This window comes from Tritonibacter sp. SIMBA_163 (genome assembly GCF_046535935.1).
In the GTDB taxonomy this organism is placed as follows: Bacteria; Pseudomonadota; Alphaproteobacteria; order Rhodobacterales; family Rhodobacteraceae; genus Epibacterium; species Epibacterium scottomollicae.
In genome coordinates this window covers 1-20,274 of sequence record NZ_JAWJBP010000003.1, presented here as the reverse complement: position 1 = coordinate 20,274, position 20,274 = coordinate 1, and the positions used below count along the sequence as shown (strand labels likewise).

General features: G+C 61.3%; 20 protein-coding genes and 1 tRNA gene. 10 read left to right on the top strand and 11 right to left on the bottom strand.

The features are described 5' to 3' along the window. Positions 1-84: 84 nt before the first annotated feature. Positions 85-1,488, bottom strand: a complete 1,404-nt coding sequence (locus R0J92_RS06995; protein ID WP_411051172.1) for a mechanosensitive ion channel family protein — start codon at positions 1,486-1,488, stop codon at positions 85-87. 286 nt (positions 1,489-1,774) lie between these two features. Here R0J92_RS06995 and leuC point away from each other — a divergent pair, with 286 nt between their 5' ends. From leuC to R0J92_RS06960, 7 genes are all read left to right on the top strand, one after another. Next, complete coding sequence (leuC, locus tag R0J92_RS06990; protein WP_106161329.1) at positions 1,775-3,178, top strand: 3-isopropylmalate dehydratase large subunit; 1,404 nt, start codon at positions 1,775-1,777, stop codon at positions 3,176-3,178. A gap of 12 nt (positions 3,179-3,190) precedes the next feature. Beyond that, entirely contained in the window at positions 3,191-3,796 is a 606-nt protein-coding gene (gene leuD / locus R0J92_RS06985) for a 3-isopropylmalate dehydratase small subunit (RefSeq protein WP_411051171.1), read from the top strand. Between the two features lie 392 nt (positions 3,797-4,188). Then, positions 4,189-5,019 (top strand): hypothetical protein, encoded by an 831-nt coding sequence (locus tag R0J92_RS06980; RefSeq protein WP_106161325.1) that lies wholly within the window; start codon positions 4,189-4,191, stop codon positions 5,017-5,019. Further along, positions 5,016-6,032: an endonuclease/exonuclease/phosphatase family protein gene (locus R0J92_RS06975; RefSeq protein ID WP_411051170.1), complete on the top strand. Its 1,017-nt coding sequence runs from the start codon at positions 5,016-5,018 to the stop codon at positions 6,030-6,032. Before R0J92_RS06980 ends, R0J92_RS06975 begins: the two co-directional genes overlap by 4 nt. A gap of 94 nt (positions 6,033-6,126) precedes the next feature. Next, positions 6,127-7,230 carry a 3-isopropylmalate dehydrogenase gene (gene leuB, locus R0J92_RS06970; RefSeq protein WP_106161321.1) on the top strand — a complete coding sequence of 368 codons (1,104 nt, stop codon included), beginning with the start codon at positions 6,127-6,129 and terminating at the stop codon, positions 7,228-7,230. A 171-nt stretch (positions 7,231-7,401) separates the two neighbouring features. Further along, positions 7,402-8,358: a DMT family transporter gene (locus R0J92_RS06965; RefSeq protein ID WP_106161319.1), complete on the top strand. Its 957-nt coding sequence runs from the start codon at positions 7,402-7,404 to the stop codon at positions 8,356-8,358. 44 nt (positions 8,359-8,402) lie between these two features. Further along, a tRNA-Pro gene (locus tag R0J92_RS06960) sits at positions 8,403-8,479 on the top strand. A gap of 352 nt (positions 8,480-8,831) precedes the next feature. Here R0J92_RS06960 and R0J92_RS06955 read toward each other — a convergent pair. Further along, positions 8,832-9,686, bottom strand: a complete 855-nt coding sequence (locus R0J92_RS06955) for a LysR family transcriptional regulator (protein ID WP_411051169.1) — start codon at positions 9,684-9,686, stop codon at positions 8,832-8,834. Between the two features lie 98 nt (positions 9,687-9,784). Between R0J92_RS06955 and R0J92_RS06950 the strand changes: the two genes are divergently transcribed. Both R0J92_RS06950 and R0J92_RS06945 read left to right on the top strand, forming a co-directional pair. Then, positions 9,785-10,930: a TauD/TfdA family dioxygenase gene (locus R0J92_RS06950; protein WP_411051409.1), complete on the top strand. Its 1,146-nt coding sequence runs from the start codon at positions 9,785-9,787 to the stop codon at positions 10,928-10,930. Then, the gene (locus tag R0J92_RS06945; RefSeq protein WP_411051168.1) at positions 10,927-11,520 is read left to right on the top strand and encodes an HD domain-containing protein; all 594 of its coding nucleotides are present in this window, start codon (positions 10,927-10,929) and stop codon (positions 11,518-11,520) included. The genes R0J92_RS06950 and R0J92_RS06945 overlap by 4 nt, the downstream gene beginning before the upstream one ends. Before the next feature lie 251 nt (positions 11,521-11,771). Here R0J92_RS06945 and R0J92_RS06940 read toward each other — a convergent pair whose 3' ends face one another. The 8 genes from R0J92_RS06940 to R0J92_RS06905 form a co-directional block, all read right to left on the bottom strand. Next, entirely contained in the window at positions 11,772-12,356 is a 585-nt protein-coding gene (locus R0J92_RS06940) for an SH3 domain-containing protein (RefSeq protein ID WP_411051167.1), read from the bottom strand. Between the two features lie 130 nt (positions 12,357-12,486). Further along, positions 12,487-12,825 (bottom strand): RidA family protein, encoded by a 339-nt coding sequence (locus R0J92_RS06935; RefSeq protein ID WP_317384538.1) that lies wholly within the window; start codon positions 12,823-12,825, stop codon positions 12,487-12,489. 10 nt (positions 12,826-12,835) lie between these two features. Further along, complete coding sequence (locus R0J92_RS06930) at positions 12,836-14,230, bottom strand: NAD(P)/FAD-dependent oxidoreductase (RefSeq protein WP_411051166.1); 1,395 nt, start codon at positions 14,228-14,230, stop codon at positions 12,836-12,838. Beyond that, a complete protein-coding gene (locus R0J92_RS06925) occupies positions 14,217-14,531 on the bottom strand; it encodes a (2Fe-2S)-binding protein (RefSeq protein ID WP_411051165.1) in 315 nt (104 codons plus the stop codon). Before R0J92_RS06925 ends, R0J92_RS06930 begins: the two co-directional genes overlap by 14 nt. Then, a complete protein-coding gene (locus R0J92_RS06920) occupies positions 14,506-15,606 on the bottom strand; it encodes an NAD(P)/FAD-dependent oxidoreductase (protein WP_411051164.1) in 1,101 nt (366 codons plus the stop codon). The genes R0J92_RS06925 and R0J92_RS06920 overlap by 26 nt, the downstream gene beginning before the upstream one ends. A 116-nt stretch (positions 15,607-15,722) precedes the next feature. Further along, entirely contained in the window at positions 15,723-16,721 is a 999-nt protein-coding gene (gene dctP / locus R0J92_RS06915; RefSeq protein ID WP_411051163.1) for a TRAP transporter substrate-binding protein DctP, read from the bottom strand. 53 nt (positions 16,722-16,774) lie between these two features. Next, a complete protein-coding gene (locus tag R0J92_RS06910; protein WP_106161300.1) occupies positions 16,775-18,085 on the bottom strand; it encodes a TRAP transporter large permease in 1,311 nt (436 codons plus the stop codon). Further along, the gene (locus R0J92_RS06905; RefSeq protein ID WP_317384543.1) at positions 18,082-18,552 is read right to left on the bottom strand and encodes a TRAP transporter small permease; all 471 of its coding nucleotides are present in this window, start codon (positions 18,550-18,552) and stop codon (positions 18,082-18,084) included. The genes R0J92_RS06910 and R0J92_RS06905 overlap by 4 nt, the downstream gene beginning before the upstream one ends. Positions 18,553-18,662: 110 nt before the next feature. On the opposite strand from R0J92_RS06905, the gene R0J92_RS06900 reads away from it, so the two are divergent. Then, positions 18,663-19,598 (top strand): LysR family transcriptional regulator, encoded by a 936-nt coding sequence (locus tag R0J92_RS06900; RefSeq protein WP_411051162.1) that lies wholly within the window; start codon positions 18,663-18,665, stop codon positions 19,596-19,598. Positions 19,599-19,928: 330 nt separating this feature from the next. Here R0J92_RS06900 and R0J92_RS06895 read toward each other — a convergent pair. Continuing rightward, positions 19,929-20,274, bottom strand: a 346-nt coding sequence (locus tag R0J92_RS06895; RefSeq protein WP_411051161.1) for a transposase, incomplete at its 5' end; no start/stop codon positions are given.

Sequence of the window (20,274 nt, the reverse complement as noted above, 5' to 3'; positions counted from 1 at the left end):
GCCAGGACATTGTCCTCCTTGCTGCGCGCCGACAGACCCCCGGCGCTGGGGTCCCTTTAAATGTAGCAACTGTGCAGCGGCTTTTCAATCAAGCTTCGCCGCATCGCCGCGCGACTGTGACTCTGCGCCCGTCGCGCCCATATCTTCGGGGGGTGCTTCGTCCATTTGCACCGGCAAACGATCATTGAGCAGACGCAGTTCGCGCTGCGGGAAGGGGATCGAAATGTCTTCGGCCTTGAATGCATCCCAGAGCGCCAGAAACACATTGCCACGAATGTTGGTCAGCCCCCCTGTCGGATCGGTAATCCAGAACCGCAGGACATAATCCACGCTGCTATCGCCGAAGCCGACGATATGGCACACAGGCTTCATCCCGTCGCGTGCCAGCACCCGGTCAACGGTCATTGTGGCAGCAATCGCCACCTTGCGGACCAGATGCGGATCATCGTCATAGCTGGTGCCGAAATTGATATCGAGCCGCACGAAGCGGTTTGAATGTGACCAGTTCACCACCTGCGAGGTAATCAGATCCTCGTTAGGAATCAGGTATTCCTTGCCATCACGGGTCACGACCGACACGTAACGAGCGCCCAACGAGTTGATCCAGCCGAAGGTTTCCCCCAGCGAGATCACATCGCCCGGCTTGATGGAGCGATCCATCAGGATGATGATCCCGGACACGAGGTTGGAGACCACTTTCTGCAGGCCAAACCCAATGCCGACACCAACCGCACCGGACAGAACCGCAAGCCCCGTCAGGTCAAAACCGATGGAGCGGATCACGATGACAAAGGCGACCCCGTACAGCAGGACCTGCACGGCCTTCCCTGCCAGAACCTGCATCGACGGAGAGATGTCATCATTGCCGCGCAACCCACGCTCCGCCAAACCAGAGCCCATGCGCGCCATCATCAGCATCACAGTCGCCAACACGATCGCCTTCAGCACAACAAGCAGAGACAGATGCACGGAGCCCAGCTCGAACGCGATGGAATCGAGCACCTGCGCCGCGTCGTCCACAAGATTGAAGACAGCCAAAGTTGCGTAGATCCAAAGCAGCCAGGTGGCGAGCCTGCGCAAGGTTGGGTTGGCAATAAAACGCGAGACCAAGGCAATGACCAACCAGGCGGCCGCAAGTTTCGCCGCGGCTCCGATCAGGTAACTGCGCGATGGCCAGGTTACCTCTCGCATCACGGTGTAGACACCCCAGGACATGACCGTGAAATAGATCAACGACAATCGCCGCAGAACCTGAACCAGCAGCCGCAAACGCCACTTCGGCCAGCCTTCCCGTGACCGCGCCCAGCTTTCCCAACGGGCATGGGTCACGCCACGCAGCAGCATCGCGGCAACAATGAGCCCCAGAACAATCAGCACCTGATTCTGGCGCCACCCCGGAGTCACCGCCAATTCCCAGTATGCCTGCGCCTGCGCGATCAGATATTGCAGCGTGCCTTGAATCGCCTCGGGCAGTACGTCTTGGTCCATTCCGACCCTCCTTCCCGGCCAGCATGTCCCGCGCGCGCGGCTTGATGCAAGGAAAAGCACCCCGCCACGTCCCGCGTGCATGCGAACGAATCTTGATTGTCGGAAGGTGCGTCTATATTCAACTCACCATGACTCACGTATTGGCTCAGACAATTGCCCTTCAGGACCGCGCGCGCTTGCGCGAACGGTTCTTCGGTGCCGCCCGCACGGTTCTCGCGCGCCTATAAGGCTGCGTTGCCAGACCAGTTACGCCAGCACATTTACCGAACATACGGGAGAGGACCTCATGTCCCCCAAAACACTCTATGACAAGATCTGGGATGCGCATGTGGCGCATGAAGCCGAGGACGGCACCAGCCTGCTCTATATCGACCGCCATCTGGTGCACGAAGTGACCAGCCCGCAGGCCTTTGAGGGTCTGCGCCTGGCGGGCCGCAAGGTGCACGCGCCTGACAAGACCATCGCGGTGCCGGACCACAACGTCCCCACCACCGCCGGGCGCGACAATCCCGATCAGATGCCCGAAGACAGCCGCATCCAAGTCGCGGCGCTGGACACCAACGCCCGCGAATTCGGCGTGCATTACTACCCGGTCAGCGACATCCGTCAGGGCATCGTGCATATCGTCGGCCCTGAGCAGGGCTGGACTCTTCCGGGCATGACCGTGGTCTGCGGCGACAGCCACACCGCGACCCATGGCGCATTCGGCGCGCTGGCGCATGGCATCGGCACCTCCGAGGTGGAGCACGTGCTGGCCACCCAGACGCTGATCCAGAAGAAATCCAAGAACATGAAGGTCGAGATCACCGGCACCCTCAGCCCCGGCGTGACCGCCAAGGACATCGTTCTGACCATCATCGGCGAGACCGGCACCGGTGGCGGCACTGGCTATGTGATCGAATATTGTGGCGACGCGATCCGCGAACTGTCGATGGAAGGTCGCATGACCATCTGCAACATGGCTATCGAGGGCGGCGCACGCGCCGGTCTGATTGCCCCGGACGAGACCACGTTCAACTACGTCAAGGGCCGCCCACACGCGCCGAAGGGCGCCCAGTGGGAAGCCGCTCTCGCCTGGTGGAAGACGCTCTATTCCGACGATGACGCCCATTTCGACAAGGTGCTGACCATCCGCGGCGAAGACATCGCGCCAACCGTCACCTGGGGCACCTCGCCCGAGGATGCGCTGCCGATCACCGCAAATGTGCCCGCACCCGAAGATTTTGCCGGTGGCAAGGTCGAGGCCGCAAAACGCGCGCTGGACTACATGGGCCTGACCCCGGGCATGAAGTTGACCGATATCGAGATCGACACGGTCTTCATCGGCTCCTGCACCAATGGCCGCATCGAGGATCTCCGTGCCGCGGCCGATGTGCTGAAGGGCAAGAAGGTCAAGGACGGCATGCGCGCCATGGTGGTTCCGGGCTCCGGTCTCGTCCGCGCCCAGGCCGAGGAAGAAGGCCTTGCCGAGATCTTTACCGAAGCCGGCTTTGAGTGGCGTCTGGCAGGCTGCTCCATGTGCCTGGCGATGAACCCGGACCAGCTGAGCGAAGGCGAACGCTGCGCCTCCACATCCAACCGCAACTTCGAGGGCCGTCAGGGCTACAAGGGCCGCACCCATCTGGTGTCCCCTGCCATGGCCGCAGCCGCTGCTGTCACCGGCAAGCTGACCGACATCCGCGAGCTCTGAAGGACAACACAAATGAACAAGTTCGAAACCTTCACCGGGATTGCGGCGCCGATGCCGCTGGTCAACATCGACACCGATATGATCATCCCCAAGCAGTTCCTGAAGACCATCAAACGCTCCGGCCTTGGCGTGCACGCCTTTGACGAGATGCGCTACGACCGGCAGGGCAACGAAAACCCAGAGTTCGTACTGAACCTACCCAAGTACCGCGAAACCTCGATCCTGGTGGCAGGCGACAACTTCGGTTGCGGCTCCTCGCGCGAGCACGCGCCCTGGGCACTGGCAGATTTCGGCATCAAGGTGGTGGTCTCCACCTCCTTTGCCGACATCTTCTTCAACAACTGCTTCAAGAACGGCATGCTGCCCATCGTGCTGCCGCAGGAGCAGGTCGACCTGCTGATGTCGGACTCTGAGCGCGGCGAAAACGCCCGCATGACCGTCGACCTCGACGCGCAGGAGATCACCACCTCCGATGGCGACGTGATCAAGTTCGACGTCGACCCCTTCCGCAAGCATTGCCTGCTGAACGGTCTCGACGACATCGGCCTGACGCTGGAAAAGGCGGATTCGATCCAGTCTTTTGAGGCCAAGGCCGCGCAGGAACGTCCCTGGGTCTGATTGCCGGAGCAGCATCAACATGTTCAAAGGTCGCCTTCGGGCGGCCTTTTTTTGACTTTCACGAGCGCGGCGCCGAGACCCGGTGCACATTTCCGCCCAATTGCCTAACACGCGACCTTGCGCATTTTTTACGCTCCATGCGAGCAGGCGCCCGCCCCCTGCGCGCCGATAAGTCGATGATTTGACGAATTAAGATTGATGCATGTCAGCACCACTTGAGTGCCGGTCATTCAAATTTGATGCATTTCCTTAACCCTGCGCTTGAGAAAACAGGCGACGCCGTGCAGGATTGGGGCAAAAATGAGGCAGAGCAGCCTGGCAGGTTCCGGGGTGCTTCATACCGGGTCATTCCACCAAAAAACCGGAAGACCCCAGGGTGAAGGGAACGAACAGTGCTTGCACGCATGACAAGCGCGGCAATTCGCGGATTATTGGTGGCGCTTCTCGTGGCGTTGCCGTCGTTGCTGTTGCCGGTCACAGCGACGCAATCTCCGGAAATCGTGGCGTTCATGGCCCTGCTGGCTGGTGGCCTGATTTTTGCCGAGTACTCTTCACACAGCCCCAGCATTGTAGAGTTCCGCGATGCGCCTCCACTGAACCGCAGCCGCTTTGTCTTCGCAGCGCTCTGCATGATCCTGTTGAGCATTCTGGCTGGCCATCCGTTCCAGCCCACCGGCTTTAGCGCCCTGGTACACAAGCTTGCATTCACGGTCGGCGACGCTCTGGATTTCGCCTATTCGCCTGTGCAGCTGACCCGGTTGATGATGCCCTCTGACGTGCCGCAATATACGGTAGATCTGGTGCGGGCCGCGGCTGGGCTTGCGCATCTGATCTCTCTGCTTTGCGTTGCCTATTTCGCGATCGTGATCCGCTTGCTGAACTGGCCACTGTCCAGCGGCGCCTTTAACGTTTGGGTCAATCTGCCGCTGTTTGACCCCACCACCGGCGGCGATGTGGTCACACGATTGCAACGTGATGCAAAGCTACACATCATAGGCGGGGTGCTCCTGCCCTTCCTGCTTCCGGCGCTCATTCAGATGGGGGCAAGCGTGTTTGACCCCGCCCTCCTTGGCAATCCGCAACTGCTGATCTGGTGCGTGACCGGCTGGGCCATGATCCCGGCCAGCATGATAACACGCGGCATGGCCCGCCTGCGCGTGGCAGATCTGATCGAGCAGAAGCGCAGATCCTTTGATCACGACAAGAACCTACAAGCCGTATGAAATGGTCGGCAGCCCTCCTGCTGCTGCTTCTGCTCTCGGGGCTACCCGGAACTCTCACCGCCGAGACCATCCGCCTTGCCACCTTCAATACAGACCTGAGCCGAAAGGGGCCGGGGCTGCTGCTGCGGGATCTGCAACGCGACAATGCACAGATTGATGCGGTCATCGACACGATCCGCAGGGCAGACGCCGACATACTGGCCCTGCAGAGCATCGACTGGGACTATGACACCGCGGCGCTTGCGGCCCTGCAACTCCGGCTGGCCGAGGCTGGCCAGCACTACCCATATCGCTTTGCACCAAAACCCAATGCGGGGATCGCCTCTGGCCAAGACCTCGACGGTGACGGTCGCCTGGGCGAGCCGGAAGATGCCTGGGGCTGGGGACGCTTCACCGGGCAAAGCGGCATCGCGCTGCTGTCGAAGTACCCGATCACGACTGAACAGGCGATCGACCTCACAGGGCTGCTGTGGCACGAGGTGCCCGATCATCGCATGCCGGTGACCAAAGACGGGCTGCCCTACCCTGATGCGGAAACGGCAACGATGTTGCGCCTTTCATCAACAAGCCACTGGGCCGTGCCTGTCATGCTGCCTGATGACATGCCTCTCTGGGTCATGAGCTTTCACGCCGCACCACCGGTCTTTGATGGGCCAGAGGACCGCAACGGCCGACGCAACGCCGATGAGCTTCTGATCTGGCTGCACCTGTTGGATGGCACCTTGGGCGCCCGTCTCACCCCGCCCTTTGTTCTGCTGGGCGATGCCAACAACGACCCGGCGCGCGGCGAGGGGCACAAGGACGCCCTGTCCCGCCTCCTGACCGATCCGCGCCTACAGGACACGCTTCCCACCGATGAAAACGGCTTGCAGCACACCGTCACCTGGGACAGCACCGGCCCGATGCGGGTGGATTATGCGCTGCCGTCGGCAGAGCTTCAGGTGGCCGCGTCTGGCATCATACACGGCAAAGGCAGTCGCCACGGGTTGGTCTGGATCGACATCCGCCGCTGATCCACCCTGATACCCAGCATAATTGCGCCCGGATTATTGACCCGGCGACAGCAGCCCGCTACGCCCTTTGGCGATACGTCAAAGGAGTTTTGAGATGTCCAACCCATCGATTCTGATTTTGCCTGGTGACGGGATCGGCCCCGAGGTCATGGCCGAGGTCAAGAAAGTCATCACCTGGTATGGCGCAAAGCGCGACCTTCAGTTCGATGTGAGCGACGATCTGGTCGGCGGCGCGGCCTATGACGCCCACGGCACCCCGCTGCATGACGACACCATGGCCAAGGCTCAAGAAGTCGACGCTGTCCTGCTGGGTGCCGTCGGTGGCCCGAAATACGACGCGCTCGATTTTTCGGTGAAACCCGAACGCGGCCTGCTGCGCCTGCGCAAGGAAATGGATCTGTTTTCCAACCTGCGCCCGGCCCAGTGTTTTGACGCGCTGGCGGATTTCTCCTCGCTGAAAAAGGACGTGGTCGCCGGCCTCGACATCATGATCGTGCGCGAGCTGACTTCCGGCATCTACTTCGGAGAGCCGCGCGGCATCATCGAGGAAGGCAACGAACGCGTCGGCATCAACACCCAGCGCTACACCGAGAGCGAGATCGACCGTGTGGCGCGCTCCGCGTTTGAACTGGCGATGCGTCGCGGCAAGAAACTGTGCTCGATGGAAAAAGCCAACGTGATGGAGTCCGGCATCCTGTGGCGCGAAGTCGTCACCGAGGTGGCCAAGGACTACCCTGAGGTCGAGCTGTCGCATATGTATGCCGACGCCGGCGCCATGCAGCTCTGCCGCTGGCCCAAGCAGTTCGACGTGATCGTCACCGACAACCTGTTCGGCGACCTGTTGTCCGACGCCGCCGCAATGCTGACCGGCTCGCTTGGCATGCTGCCCTCCGCCTCGCTTGGCGCACCGATGGGGAATGGCCGCCCGAAGGCACTGTATGAACCCGTACACGGCTCCGCACCGGACATTGCCGGTCAGGGCAAGGCCAACCCCATCGCCTGCGTGCTGTCGTTTGCGATGGCGCTGCGCTACAGCTTTGATCTGGGCGAAGAGGCTGACCGCCTGGAGAAAGCCGTCGAGAAAGTTCTCGCCGATGGCGTGCGCACCGCGGACCTTCTGGGCGAAGAGGGCGTGACCCCGGTCACCACCTCGGAAATGGGCGATGCAATTCTGAGCGCCCTCGACGCAAGCCTCTGATTAACTTGCTATTTTACTTCTTCAGGCCGGGATCATTCCCGGCCTGATGCATTTTCAGACGTTCACAAAACCCGGTCGGCCCCGTGCAAGCCCCTTGCAAGATGCCCCTCCTCGGCGTTAGCGCTATAGGAATGGCGCTTTGACGCCGCTTTCAGCCATCTCGGTGACAGAATGAATATTAAAGCAGCTATCTTGGCCCTGCTGGCCTACGTGATTTTCTCCACTCACGACGTGATCGTAAAATACGTCAGCGCTGAAATATCTGCCTTTCAGATTGTCTTCTTCTCGAGCCTTCTGTCTTTTCCTCTGCTGACCATGATGATGGTCCGCGACGCCACCCCTGGCACCTTGCGCCCAAAGCACCCAGGCTGGATTGCGCTGCGGTCGCTATCGATGTCAGTGGTGCCTGCCGCAGCCTTTTACGCGTTCTCGGTGCTGCCCTTGGCACAAACCTATGCATTGCTGTTCGCGACCCCATTGCTCATCACCATTCTCTCCATTCCCATCCTGGGCGAAAAGGTCGGTCTGCCACGCATGGCAGCCGTCGTTGTGGGGTTTGCTGGCGTTATGGTCGTATTGCGCCCCGGAGAAACGGAACTTGGCTTCGGACATGCCGCCGCATTGCTGGCGGCATTTGGCAACGCCTTTCAGTCAGTGATCCTGCGCAAACTGAGCAACGTGGAACGACGTGTGGTGCTGATGCTTTTCCCCATGCTGACGACAGTGGTCATCATGGGGCTGACATTGCCATTTGTATATGTCCCGCTCAGCGGTGCTGAGTTGGCTGGGCTTGCCGTCATTTCTGTTTTTGGATTTTGCGCGACGCTCTTGCTGGTCTACGCGTATTCCTTTGGCGAAGCGGCCGTTGTTGCTCCGATGCAGTATTCACAGATCATCTGGGCGACGATCTTTGGCGTCATGCTCTTTGACGAGAACATGGATCTTCTTACCTTGGTTGGTGCTGGTATCATCATTGCAAGCGGCGTTTTCATTGTCCTGCGCGAGGCCCGTGGCGGACGGTCTTCCAACACACCGGTTTTGCAAACGCGCAGCCGCGCGGTCCTGAGCAGCGGTCTCAATGTTTCATTTTTCATGAAGCGAACATCTGGCGACAATACGCCCGAATAGGGCTTGCAAAAGCCCGGGACCAAGTATAATCCACGCGCCACGGTCGGAGCGTAGCTCAGCCTGGTAGAGCACTGTCTTCGGGAGGCAGGGGCCGGAGGTTCGAATCCTCTCGCTCCGACCAATAAAACAAGGCGCCTTCGGGCGCCTTTGTTGTTTTTCACACAATGCTCTGAGGTTCGTCGAACCTAAGGCTAGTCAAACTTCAAAGCGTCTGCTGCTGCCTGCAAGTGTTCCGGGCTGTATCCAGCATAGACTGATGCTGTGATCCGCGCATCCGAGCATCCCAGAAATTGCGCGGCCATCGCAGCCTGTCGCGGGGTCACATGTCGTACTCCGAACGTTTCGTCTCATACCAAGATAAAGTCTGCGCCTCATCAAATCAGGTCATCCGATGAGTGAACGGCATTTTTGCGTGCAGCTGGTTGCTTAACCGTTCGAACCCTCCAGCTTCGGTATGCAGATGAAGCTGAATTTCAGGCAAGCACTTTGACAAGCTCACTCCATTGGGACCGGGCGATTGCATCCGACCCTGCGATTGCCCAATAGCTTTCGTGATGATCCATCGTTTCGTCGCTTAGCCGGACGAGCCGCCCCTCCCGAATGTCCCTTTCACAAAGTGGCAATGATGCAAGAATAACTCCCATACCGGCTCGTGCGGCACCAAGGGCAGACAGGAATGTGTCGAACCGCAGATGCGGCACCGGAGTTGTTGCAATACCAAAGCGCGTGGCCCAGCTGTTCCAGCCTGGGCGTGACCCAGAACAGGCGATACGGGGCCAGTCCGTCCAATGGCCCTCGCGCCCCGCCAATTCAGGCGAGGCGAGCGGGGCTATCTTCTCCGAGAACAATTTCAACTTGTGATCATGCGGCCAGTCGCCCGCGCCGTACCTAATGCGGATGACATCGTCGACATCCGCTTCATGAGCCCCCAGCACCATGGTTTGGATGCTCAATTGCCCCTCAGCAATACGGCCCAACCTCTCAAGACGTGGCAGAAGCCACAGCTCAATGATCGATTGGCTCGCCGAGATGGCCATCTGCCCGCGCCCCGAGCCAAACAATGCTTCTGAACTATCGCGCAGAGTTGTGAGCGCCAATCGCACATGGGGTAACCAGGCCTCGCCATCCACCGTCAGTTCGATGGCGCGTGCGCGCCTGAAGAACAGGCTGGTGCCAAGTTGCTTTTCAAGCTGACCAATTCGCTGACTGATGGCGGATTGGGTTAATCCGGTTTCAGCCGCCGCCGCCGTAAAGCTGCCGCAGCGGGCAGCCGCTTCGAATGCACGTATCCACTCCAGCGGGGGTGTTTTGAAAGGGCTAACTGACATTAGGAGATCGCCGCCTCAGGGCTATTATTGTTAATTTGATCTTATGCCATGCAGACGCGATGGTGTCGCCATAAATACGCCATCACAAGGACAGCCCCATAATGTCAGTCACTGTCGCCTCAGCGGGCACTCACCTAACACTCACCTCTGGCCAGTCTGAAAAACGTTTTCATGCGATCTGGCTGCGCGATAACGCAAGTGACGCTGAGACGCGCGCCGCCGCCAATGGCCAGCGTCTGATTTCGCTGCGGGACATTCCCGCGGATACCACCATTCGCTCTGCCGACCTGCAGGGCCAGACCCTAATGGTCACGTTTACCCCCGAAAACAAAGAGGTCGCTTACGACCTTGGCTGGCTCGATGCCCATGCCTATGACGTCGAACAAAGTCATGAGCGCGGATGGACGCCCCCCACAACTGAAACATGGGATTCAGGCTTGATGGGGAATGTTCCCACTGGGGATTTTGAACAGTTGTCTCAGAACGATGCCGCGCTGCGCGACTGGCTGGGCCTAGTGAGCAGGTTTGGGTTTGGCAAAGTGGTGAATGGCCCGGCGAAAGACGGCGCCCTGTTCGATTTGGTCGCTTTGTTCGGATTTGTGCGGGAAACCAATTACGGACGGCACTTTGAGGTTCGCACTGAAGTCAATCCAACCAACCTCGCCTTTACCGGGCTTGGGTTGCAAGCGCATACAGACAACCCCTACCGTGATCCAGTTCCCACGGTGCAGGTGCTTTATTGTCTCGAAAGCTCGGCTGCGGGCGGAGAGAACATGGTGGTGGATGGCTTTGCCGCCGCACAGCGCCTGCGGGATGAAAACGAGGCATATTTCAACGTGCTGGCAGATCACTGCGCCCGTTTCGAGTATGCCGGTGAAGCAGGCGTTTGCCTGACATCACGCCGTCCAATGATCGAACTTGCCCCCGATGGAGAGATGATCGGAGTGCGGTTCAACAACCGGTCCCTTGCTGCCGTAACAGATGTCCCCTTTGAGAAGATGGACACCTACTACGCAGCATATCGCCGCCTTGGCGAAATCATCGACGACACCGCGATGGAAGTCACCTTCCGCCTGAACCCCGGTGAGGCATTCATTGTCGACAACACCCGGGTTCTCCATGCCCGCAAGGGCTATTCCGGCGAGGGTACGCGCTGGCTGCAGGGGTGTTACGCAGACAAGGACGGGCTGAGGTCCACCTATGACGCACTGTGCCGCAAACCCGATCTGGAGGCCGCAGAATGAAGCCGGACATCAACAACCTGAGCCGTGACACCATCGTGGAATTCATCGGGTCCATTTTTGATCGGCGCGGGGATGAAGAGTATCTGGGCGAACCGGTGAACATGGGGCAGCACATGTTGCAGGGGGCAACGATTGCCGAACAGAACGACCAGCCCGAGGAGATCATCGTCGGTGCGCTGCTGCATGACATTGGGCATTTCACCAGTGAATTCGGGACATTCACCATGGATGACACCGAAGACCGCCACCACGAAGACGCGGGCGCAGAGGTACTGGAGCGATTTTTCCCCAGCGTGATTACAGATTGCGTACGCTATCATGTCGCCGCCAAACGATACCTTTGTACGACACGGCCTGAGTATTTCCGCCGCCTGTCAGATGCCTCCGTTCATTCGCTCAACCTTCAGGGCGGCCCGATGGATGCCAAAGAAGTCGCTGTATTCGAGCAGAATGAGAATTTGGAGCAGATCATTGCCGTCCGCTATCTAGATGACGCAGGAAAGCGACCGGATATGGTAACACCAGATTTTTGGCATTTTGCGCCTATGGTTCAGCGAATGGTCGACAGGCATTGCACGACCCAGACTTAGTCGGGCCAGCCTGAAACTCTTGTACGCTAAATAAATTCATGTGGTACCAGAGCGTCTCAGAAATTTTGAATTGCGGCCAACGGAATAGTTTGGCCGCATTCGGCTGCCGACAGTCATAGCTGTAAAGCCTCTTTTGAGAGCTGCCAGCTTGTAACACTTTGACCCACATTAAGTTGCAGCTGAAACGGTGGGTAGGTTACGCCATCAACAAAGCTCATCAACGACGCGAAACGCAACTCGGGTCATGACCATCAGCCTCCGAACACGACGGCATCGGGAATCTCATAGCGCTCCTCATCCAGCTCGATCACGGTGAGGTCTCCACGACGTTCAACCTCGATCCCGCCAACCGCTGGGATACCTTCGCGGAACGCCAGTTGCCGCCCGCTGCCTCCGGGCCAGAAAATCGTGATGTCGGCGTCGCCTCCGCCCATCCGCGTGACGCCGAAATCGCACTGGAACGTGGGCTGGCCGTAGCGCAAAGAGCAGGGAAGTCGGCCGGTGGCGTCATAGTTCGGCTCTGGGGCGGGGATCGCATCCGGGCCCATGCCCTCGCGCAGGTACCGCGCGGCGGCCCAGCCCGCGCTGCCGTCGGGAAGTTCCACCTGACACCAATCGCTGCGGCAGCCGAGGTTGCGCAGCACGGTGCCATTTTCAACCGCGCCCAGATGGGATGCCGTGGCCGAAGGCGCAGTGCGAATGTGCAGCCGGGTGGTGATATCCGTGACCTCCAGCCAGTCCGGCCCGTGCCCGGCACCCTCCGCCGCTACGGGCGCGAGGGGCAAGGCAATCATCGCAATCAATGCGAGGGTCGGACACAGGGCTGAACGGGGCATGACGAAGGTCTCCGGTGGCGAGGGCTAGGGACTACCGTAGCGGAGCGCGCCGGTCTGGCAACGGGGTGGCACGGGCGATGGCGGAGGCCCGCCGGTGACATCCGGCGGTCGCAACGAGTTCAACCGGAACTCAACAGGCGGCGGTGACGATGATCTCCACCTTCAGCTCCGGACGGGCCAGTTTTGCTTCGCCGCAGGCGCGGGCGGGGGCGTGGCCCTCGGGCACCCAAGCATCCCAGACTGCGTTCATCTCCGCAAAATCCGCCATGTCGGCGACCCAGATGATAGCCTGCAAGATCTGTTCGGGTGAGGAGCCCGCGGTCTCCAGCAGTGCCTCGACCCGCGACAGGCACTCGCGAGTCTGTTCCGCGACGGTAGCACCATCGCCCACCTGTCCGCAGAGATAGGCAACACCATTGTGCTTGACGATCTTACTCATGCGCTGGCCGGTTTCGATACGTTCGATCATTGGTCTGTCCTCAGTTTTTCCCGGTGGCGGGTGGGGTCTTCAGTGATGCCAACTCACCCAGGGTCACGGGCTTCAGTGGCGGGCGAATGCGATAGTAGCCGGTCTGGTCCGGCGTCTGCCCAGTTGCCTCGGCCAGAAGGGCGGTGACTGTCAATCCGCAATAGCGCCCTTGGCAGGGCCCCATGCCGACGCGACCAAAGGCCTTGGTCTGATTGGGGCCAAGGCATCCGGCGCGCGCATGGTCGCGGACCGTACCGGCGGTCACCTCTTCGCACCGGCAGACCAACGTCTCATCCCTTGGCGACAGCGCCTGCGCGCAGGGCGGATAGGCGGTATCCAGAAAGGGGCGCGGGGCCTGTTCGCGGGCGCGCGCGGATCTGAGCGGTCTGGCTCGCCGGTCCCGCTCATCCGGCGTAAGGCGCGCCGCGTCGCAGGCGATGGCCAGCGCGGCAAGACGGCCCGACAGAGCGGCGGCCTTGGCCCCGCCGATGCCCGCGCCGTCCCCGGCGACAAAGACTCCGGGCACATCGCTGCGCCCCCAACAATCCAGCGTCGGGACGAAACATTGCTGCTGCGTACTCCAGTGATGGGCGACGCCAAGTGCGCGCGCAGCCTGCGTATTTGGTACCACTCCGTGATGCAGGAATACGGTCTCGCACGCCAGACGCCGGGTCCGGCCACGATGGCTGAAACACAGCACCTCGGCGCGGGTGTCGCCTTCGATCCGGATGTCCTGAGCGCCGGTGTAGCGTGGCACGCCTCCGCGTTTCAGCTCCGCCAGCATCCGCAGCCCCTTGGCCATGTAGGGCCAGCCGCGCAGGGCGCCGCCCAGATGGCGCAGGGCGGCACGGCGGTTGCGGCCGGTCTGTGTCTCGACAAGCGCGAGGGGCGGCTGGCCGGCGCGCAGCATTTGAACCGCGATCAGGTACAACAGTGGCCCCGCCCCTACCAGCACCGCGGAACGGGCCAGCACGCCGGATTGCTTCAACAGGATCTGCCCCGCCCCGGCCGTCATCACTCCGGGCAGGGTCCAGCCCGGCAGCGGCATGGGTCGTTCCAGCGCGCCGGTGGCCAGAAGCACCCGGTCGGCAGTCAGCTGCGCACCGCGCCCGTCCCGCGAGTAGGACAGGCAAAATCCCGGCTCGATCGACCAGACCACTGCTCCGGTTACATGTTCGACCGGGCTGCGCCGAAGCGCGACAGTGAGGAAGCGACCGGCTGTATAGTCGGGCCCAAGCAGCGCGGCCCGGTGATCCGGCACATGATCCACATCGCGGTAGATCTGCCCCCCGGCGCGGGGCTGCTCATCCAGCAATGTCACGCTGAGGCCCGCGTTGGCGGCCTCGGTGGCGGCGGCCATGCCGGCGGGACCGGCCCCGATGACGACAAGATCACGATGCGACATGACGGACCTCCGGGCTACCGGCTCGGGTAATCTGAAGTCCTTCGGCAACCTCGATCATACAGGCCTGTCGCTGCACGCCGTCGATCTCCACCAGACAGTCGAAACAGGCGCCCATCATGCAAAAGGGCGCACGCGGGGCGCCAGACACGGGCGTGTCACGAAAGCGCTCAATTCCGGCGGCCAGCAGTGCAGCGGCCAGGTTTGCCCCCAGCGGCAACAGCAAGGGGGCGCCATCAAAGCGAACCTCCACCCGAGGGGCGCTGCTGGCCTCGATCTCAAGAAACGGCAAAACGGGATTCACTGAACACCTCCAGGTCGGGAGCCGCCGCGGTGCCCTCCAGCCAGTCCGGCAGGAGCATCGCATGGGCGGCAGCAAGGGTGATGCCACTGTGGCAGGTGACAAGGCTGGCGCCGGGCATTTCGGCGCTGCGCTGGTAGATCGGCAGCCCGTCGGGTGACAGCACCCGCAGCGCGCCCCAGCTGCGCACCAACTGTGCCCGCGCCAGCGCCGGGTATGCAGCGATCGCCTCGGCTGCAAGGCCGGAGAGGCCGGACTGGGTGACGCCATCGTCGTGGCCGACCTCCTCGTTGGTGGCGCCAATCTGGATGCCGCCCTCATCGACCTGCCGGGCAATCAGGGAGGGGCGGTTGATCAGCTTTGGCAGCTTCTCGGTGATCAGCACCTGCCCGCGTTGCGGGCGGATCGGTGCCTTGAACCCCATCTGCGGCCCAAGGCGCGCGGCCCCAAGCCCCGCAGCCAGCACGACCTTGGCAGCGCGGACCCGCGTGCCATCGGCGCAGGCAAGTTCAAAGCCATCCGGCTGGGTCACCTCGGTCACGGTCTTGCCGGTCAGGACCCGCCCGCCTCGGCGCCGCACGTCGCGAGCGAGCGCCAGCAGCAGCTTCAGCGGATTGGCGTGGCCGTCCTGGTGATGCAGGATCGCGCCGACCACCTTGGGTCCGATATGCGGCTCTTCCTTGCGCAGGGCGTTGTGGCCAAGCACATCATAGGGGTAGTCGCCATCCAGCTCCGCCTTCAGGATTTCGTATTTCTCCACAGTCGCCTGCAGCGTGTCTTCGGAAAAATGCAGGTCATACCCGCCGTTCTGCTCAAGCGGCACCGCGTTGCCGGTGTTCTGTTCCAGCTCGGCGGCAAACTCGGCCCAAAGCCGCGCCGAACTCTGCGACCAGCGGGCGTAGCGGGGTTGTTTCATCCCCTTTGACTGAACCCAGACCAGACCAAAATTGCCGCGACTGGCCCGAAATGAACCGTCATCGCCGTCCAGCACCGTGACCGTCAGCCCGCGCCGCAACAGGCCCCAGGCCACCGCAAGGCCGACTATGCCGCCGCCGATGATCGCGTAATCGCTGTCCATGCTCGTTTTCCAGGTCTTGGGGTAAGAGGGGGAGGCCGGGCGGGGACGCTCTCTCCCCGCCCGAACTGTGGCTCTGCGTCTCCTGTCCCCTGCGGGTCAGGAGCGGGCAGCGCAGATCACTCGGCGGCCGCGGCCACCTTGTCGAGGATCGCGCGGCCCCAGTCGGCGCCCACATCCTCCAGCACTGCCGGCCAGACATCGCTACGCACCTTGGCCGCCATTGCCGCCAGCTCCGCGTCGCTGAGGCTGATCACGGTGGCACCCAGCTCGTCCACGAGGCGCTGTTCGCTGCGCTGCTGGTCGGCCTCGGCCACATCCCATCGGGTCGCCTCAAAGGCCTGAGCCTGCTCGACCAACGCGGACTGATCTTCATCCGACAGGCTGGCGAGGCTCTCGTTTGAGATGATCATGTACCAGACCTCGAAATGGGTATTAGCGGGGATGTAGGTCTTGGTCACATCCCGGAAGGAGGCGTAATAGCCTTCGGCGCCGGAGCCGATGACCCCGTCCACAACCCCGGTCTGCACCGCGGTGAAGGCCTCGGAGAAGGGGATCGGCGCGGGGATGTAGCCAAGCGCCTCGCCGGTCAGCTGAAAGCTTTTGATGCCCGGCACGCGCACCTTGATGCCGTTTGGATCGACTGAGCCGGCGGCGGGGTTTTCAACGTTGAGGGAAATACCGCCGAAATAGACCGGATAGGCGGCGAGCATGGTAATCTCCTGCTCGGCGTAAAGCTCCGCCATTACCTCACGCACGGCCCCACCGGGGCCATAGATCGCGCGTGCCTGTTCCCAGTTGCCCGCAAGATAGGGGAAGGAAGAGATCTGCATACGGCGGTCGGCAGCGGTAGCAGCCGGTTGCGTCGCCATGTCGATGGCACCGACGCTGATGCGCTCCTGCACAGTGGTGTAGTCCCCCAGGGCGGAGGCCGGGAACAGCTTTACGCTCAGGTCACCGCCGGTGGCGTCGGAAACAGCGGCGGCGAAGGCGCGCAGTTCGGTGTCGATGGTGGTGTCCTGCGGGCGCACATGGCTCATCTTGAGGGTTTCGGCGCTCGTGTGGGTGCCGATCGCCATCAGCGCTGCCGCGGCAGTGGTCAGGAATGCATGTTTCATAGGGTGTCCTCCGTGTTGATTTCTGAATGTCGGGTTGCGTGCGATTTGAGGGATCAGGGGGTGATGTCGTAGCCGAACAGGCGCGGCAGAAAGAGCGACAGATCGGGCCAGAGCGAGGTCAGGAAGACCACTGGAACATAACCGAACAGGATCAGCTTCATCGCCGGGGGGATCACCTTTGTGACCTTCACCTTGCCGATGCGTGCCCCGAGATAGAGGATCGAGGCATAGGGCGGCGTAACCCCGCCCATGGCGGTGTTGACGCCCATGATGGCGGCGAACTGCACCGGGCTGATGCCGATCGCCTGCATCAGCGGCAACAGCAGCGGTGCGATCAGGATGATGGCGGTCACGTCATTCACCACCATGCCCACCAGGAACAGCAGGATGTTGATGAGGATCAGCAGCAGTACCTTGTTTTCGGTGATCGCAAAGATGCCCTGCACCAGCTGTTGCGGGATGCTTTCGTAGACAAACATCTGGCTCAGGATCATCGAGAACAGGATCATCATCATGATCGCGCCCACGGCAGTGGCGGCTTCCTTGCCGGCAGAGAAGAAATTGTCCCAGCGCAGGCCCTTGTAGATCAGGAACCCCACCGGCACCGCATAGATCACGGCCACGGCGGCGGCCTCTGTCGGGGTCATGATGCCGCCGTAGATGCCACCAAGGATGATCACCGGCATCAACAGCGCCGGGAAGGCGTGAAACCCGCGCCGGGCGACCTCGCCGGAGAGTTCGGTAAAGCTCGGCTTGTCATCCAGCACCAGATCGAAGTTGCGCGACATCACCAGGTTGATGATCGAGAAGGCGGTCATGATCAGCAGGCCGGGACCAAGCGTGGCGAGGAAGCAGGCCAGGATCGACGTGTCGGTGACCCAACCGTAGACGATCATCGTGACCGAGGGCGGGATGAGCAGACCGAGAATGGAGGAATTGGCAATCAGGGCGGTGGCATAGGCCCGCGGGTAGCCACGCTTCTCCATCTCCGGGATCAGCAGTGGGCCGATCGCCGCAATCCCGGTAAGGCCGGAGCCGGAGATTGCCCCGATGACGGCGCAGGACACCGCCGCCACCACACCGAGGCCACCGCGCACATGGCCGATGAACGCATTGACGAAACGCAGCAGCGAGGCGGCAATGCCGCTTTCGGACATGATCGTTCCGGCCAGCACGAAGAGCGGGATCGCGAGCAGCACCGGATTGCCCATCTGCTGGAATCCCCAGAGCATCATGCCCTTCATGGTGACGTCGCCGATCAGATACATCACCATCAGCGCCGCGCCGAAACAATAGGGCAGCGGCACCCCCAGGGTCAGCGTGATCACCAAAAGGGCAATGGCCAGTAGCGCGATCTCGATCATGCTGTGTCTCCGGACTTGAGGCTGCGAATGTGGCCCCAGAGGTGCCAGGCGGTGTAGACCATCATCAGCGCAAGACCGGCCAGCAGGGCCACGTCGGAATAGAAGGTCGGGATGTAGAGGGTTGGGCTCTCACGCCATACGCGCCAGGCGTAGCGGGTGTACTCCCAGGCCCAGGACAGCAGCCACAGACCTACGATGAGGCTGATCACCTCGCCGATAATGGCGAGAATGGTGTGGCCGCGCTGCGAGGTGACAAAGATCTCGAGCACGTTGGCGCGGATATGGGTGTTCTCGCGCGAGGCGTTCACCGAGCCGAGGATATAGAGCCACAGGGTCGGATAGAGCATGGTTTCCTCCAGCCCCATCACCGGCACCTGCAGCACATAGCGGGTGATGACCTGCACGAATTGCCCCAGTGCCACGAGGCAGATCAATGCGGTCAGCAGATATTTGGCAAATGTGTCCATGTGTCCCCCGGTTGCTGCGCCGTCTGTGCGGTTTCGGGACATCACACTGGACAGCGTGCATAAAATCAATTTGATAATATCTTTAGGTCCATCAATTGAGTTTATGCCAAATGCCCCTCTCTCTGCGCCAGTTGACGACGTTTCGCGAGGTCATGCGCTCCGGTTCCATCAGCCAAGCGGCGCGCACCGTCGGGCGCACCCAGCCGGCGGTCTCCACCATGGTGCAGACGCTGGAAGACCAGTTGGGGTTTGCGCTGTTTGTGCGCACCCATGGCAAGCTGACACCGACGCCGGAGGCCTATTTCTTTCTGGAAGAATGCGAGGATATCCTGAGCCGGGTCGAGCGCACCGAACGCACGCTAGAACGGGTCAGCGCGCTCCAGTCCGGCAAACTGAAGATTGCCTGTCATCCGGCAGCCTCCAGCGTGTTCCTGCCGCGCCTGCTGACCCGTTTTCTAGTTGGCAAGGACGATCTGCAGGTGTCGCTCATCATGCGGTCGTCGGACGTAATCGAGGATCTGATCGCCTCGCAGCAGTTCGACATGGGCTTTGCCGAAACGCCTGCGCCAAGGGCCTCGATCAACCAGGTGGACTATGAGCTGGAATGCGTCTGCATCCTGCCTGCGGATGATCCCTTGCGCAGCGCCGAGGTGATCACACCAGCGGATCTGGACGGCCGCCCGATGGCGGCGCTGTTCGACCATCACGGCACTGCCCTGCGCACCGAGACCGTATTCCGCGAGGCGGGCGTGCGCTTCAACAAGCGGTTCGAACTGCGCACGTTTCTGCCGGGGTTGACCTTCGTAGCCGCGGGAGCCTGCTGGATGATCTGCGACATGATCACCGCCTACAGCCACATCTTGCAGACTCCGGAGGCAGACCAGTTGGTGATCCGCCGTTTCCGGCCAAGGGTATCAGCCGGGGTTTCGATCCTGACACCCGGCTATGCCACCCCTTCGATGGTCAGCCGCGCCTTCATCAGCGACCTGCAGGAGGAGGTCGGGCAGATGATGACCTATATGGATCAGGTCCTGGCGCGCGGCTGACACGGATCAACCCACCGGGCGAGCGCGGCACCTCTTGAATGGCCAAGTCTCTGTTTCGGCGCCCCCTTTTGCGCCTGCGGCCTGATGATGGGCGCGGATCAAAGTGCTTTCGATCATTTGAAGAGCGGCCGGCAAGGCCCCACTTTGGTGCAGTGCTGACACTATCTCATCCCTTAGCCCCGCCAGTGTCCAGCGTCGGAACTGGCGATAAACGCTCGACCACTTGCCTAACACTTCGGACAGCTCGCGTCATGCCGGAATCGCGCGGAGACGCCCTTGTGTCAATACAGGCTAACCGGCTGGGGGAAGCATCCGGTATGGGCCTTTAGGTCATGTTGACAAAAGGCGCACCCAAAGGCGGATGGACGTGATGTCTATGAAGCCAAGGAAGCTCTCAGCGGTCTTGTCGTAGCGTGTGGCGATGCGGCGCGCATTCTTGAGCTTGTTGAAGCACCGCTCGACGAGGTTGCGCAGGGAATACAGCGAATGATCGACACCGACGCGCATCTTGCGTGATTTTCGCATCGGGATTTGGGTCAGCACATCCCGCCTATCCATCTTTTTGCGAATGCTGTCAGCATCATAACCCCTGTCAGCCAACAGAACGCTCGGCTCAGGCAGGTTGTCGGCCATGACCAGATCGAACCCCAGATAGTCCGATTTCTGGCCCGGCGTG

What these genes read in the sequence shown, in the direction of transcription:
- R0J92_RS06935 (WP_317384538.1), bottom strand. Translation starts at nt 12,825, where the DNA reads ATGATCGAACGTATCGAAACCGGCCAGCGCATGAGTAAGATCGTCAAG.
- R0J92_RS06940 (WP_411051167.1), bottom strand. Translation starts at nt 12,356, where the DNA reads ATGCCCCGTTCAGCCCTGTGTCCGACCCTCGCATTGATTGCGATGATT.
- R0J92_RS06910 (WP_106161300.1), bottom strand. Translation starts at nt 18,085, where the DNA reads ATGATCGAGATCGCGCTACTGGCCATTGCCCTTTTGGTGATCACGCTG.
- R0J92_RS06905 (WP_317384543.1), bottom strand. Translation starts at nt 18,552, where the DNA reads ATGGACACATTTGCCAAATATCTGCTGACCGCATTGATCTGCCTCGTG.
- leuB (WP_106161321.1), top strand. Translation starts at nt 6,127, where the DNA reads ATGTCCAACCCATCGATTCTGATTTTGCCTGGTGACGGGATCGGCCCC.
- R0J92_RS06995 (WP_411051172.1), bottom strand. Translation starts at nt 1,488, where the DNA reads ATGGACCAAGACGTACTGCCCGAGGCGATTCAAGGCACGCTGCAATAT.
- R0J92_RS06900 (WP_411051162.1), top strand. Translation starts at nt 18,663, where the DNA reads ATGCCCCTCTCTCTGCGCCAGTTGACGACGTTTCGCGAGGTCATGCGC.
- dctP (WP_411051163.1), bottom strand. Translation starts at nt 16,721, where the DNA reads ATGAAACATGCATTCCTGACCACTGCCGCGGCAGCGCTGATGGCGATC.
- R0J92_RS06975 (WP_411051170.1), top strand. Translation starts at nt 5,016, where the DNA reads ATGAAATGGTCGGCAGCCCTCCTGCTGCTGCTTCTGCTCTCGGGGCTA.
- leuD (WP_411051171.1), top strand. Translation starts at nt 3,191, where the DNA reads ATGAACAAGTTCGAAACCTTCACCGGGATTGCGGCGCCGATGCCGCTG.
- R0J92_RS06920 (WP_411051164.1), bottom strand. Translation starts at nt 15,606, where the DNA reads ATGGACAGCGATTACGCGATCATCGGCGGCGGCATAGTCGGCCTTGCG.
- R0J92_RS06945 (WP_411051168.1), top strand. Translation starts at nt 10,927, where the DNA reads ATGAAGCCGGACATCAACAACCTGAGCCGTGACACCATCGTGGAATTC.
- leuC (WP_106161329.1), top strand. Translation starts at nt 1,775, where the DNA reads ATGTCCCCCAAAACACTCTATGACAAGATCTGGGATGCGCATGTGGCG.
- R0J92_RS06930 (WP_411051166.1), bottom strand. Translation starts at nt 14,230, where the DNA reads ATGTCGCATCGTGATCTTGTCGTCATCGGGGCCGGTCCCGCCGGCATG.
- R0J92_RS06955 (WP_411051169.1), bottom strand. Translation starts at nt 9,686, where the DNA reads ATGTCAGTTAGCCCTTTCAAAACACCCCCGCTGGAGTGGATACGTGCA.
- R0J92_RS06965 (WP_106161319.1), top strand. Translation starts at nt 7,402, where the DNA reads ATGAATATTAAAGCAGCTATCTTGGCCCTGCTGGCCTACGTGATTTTC.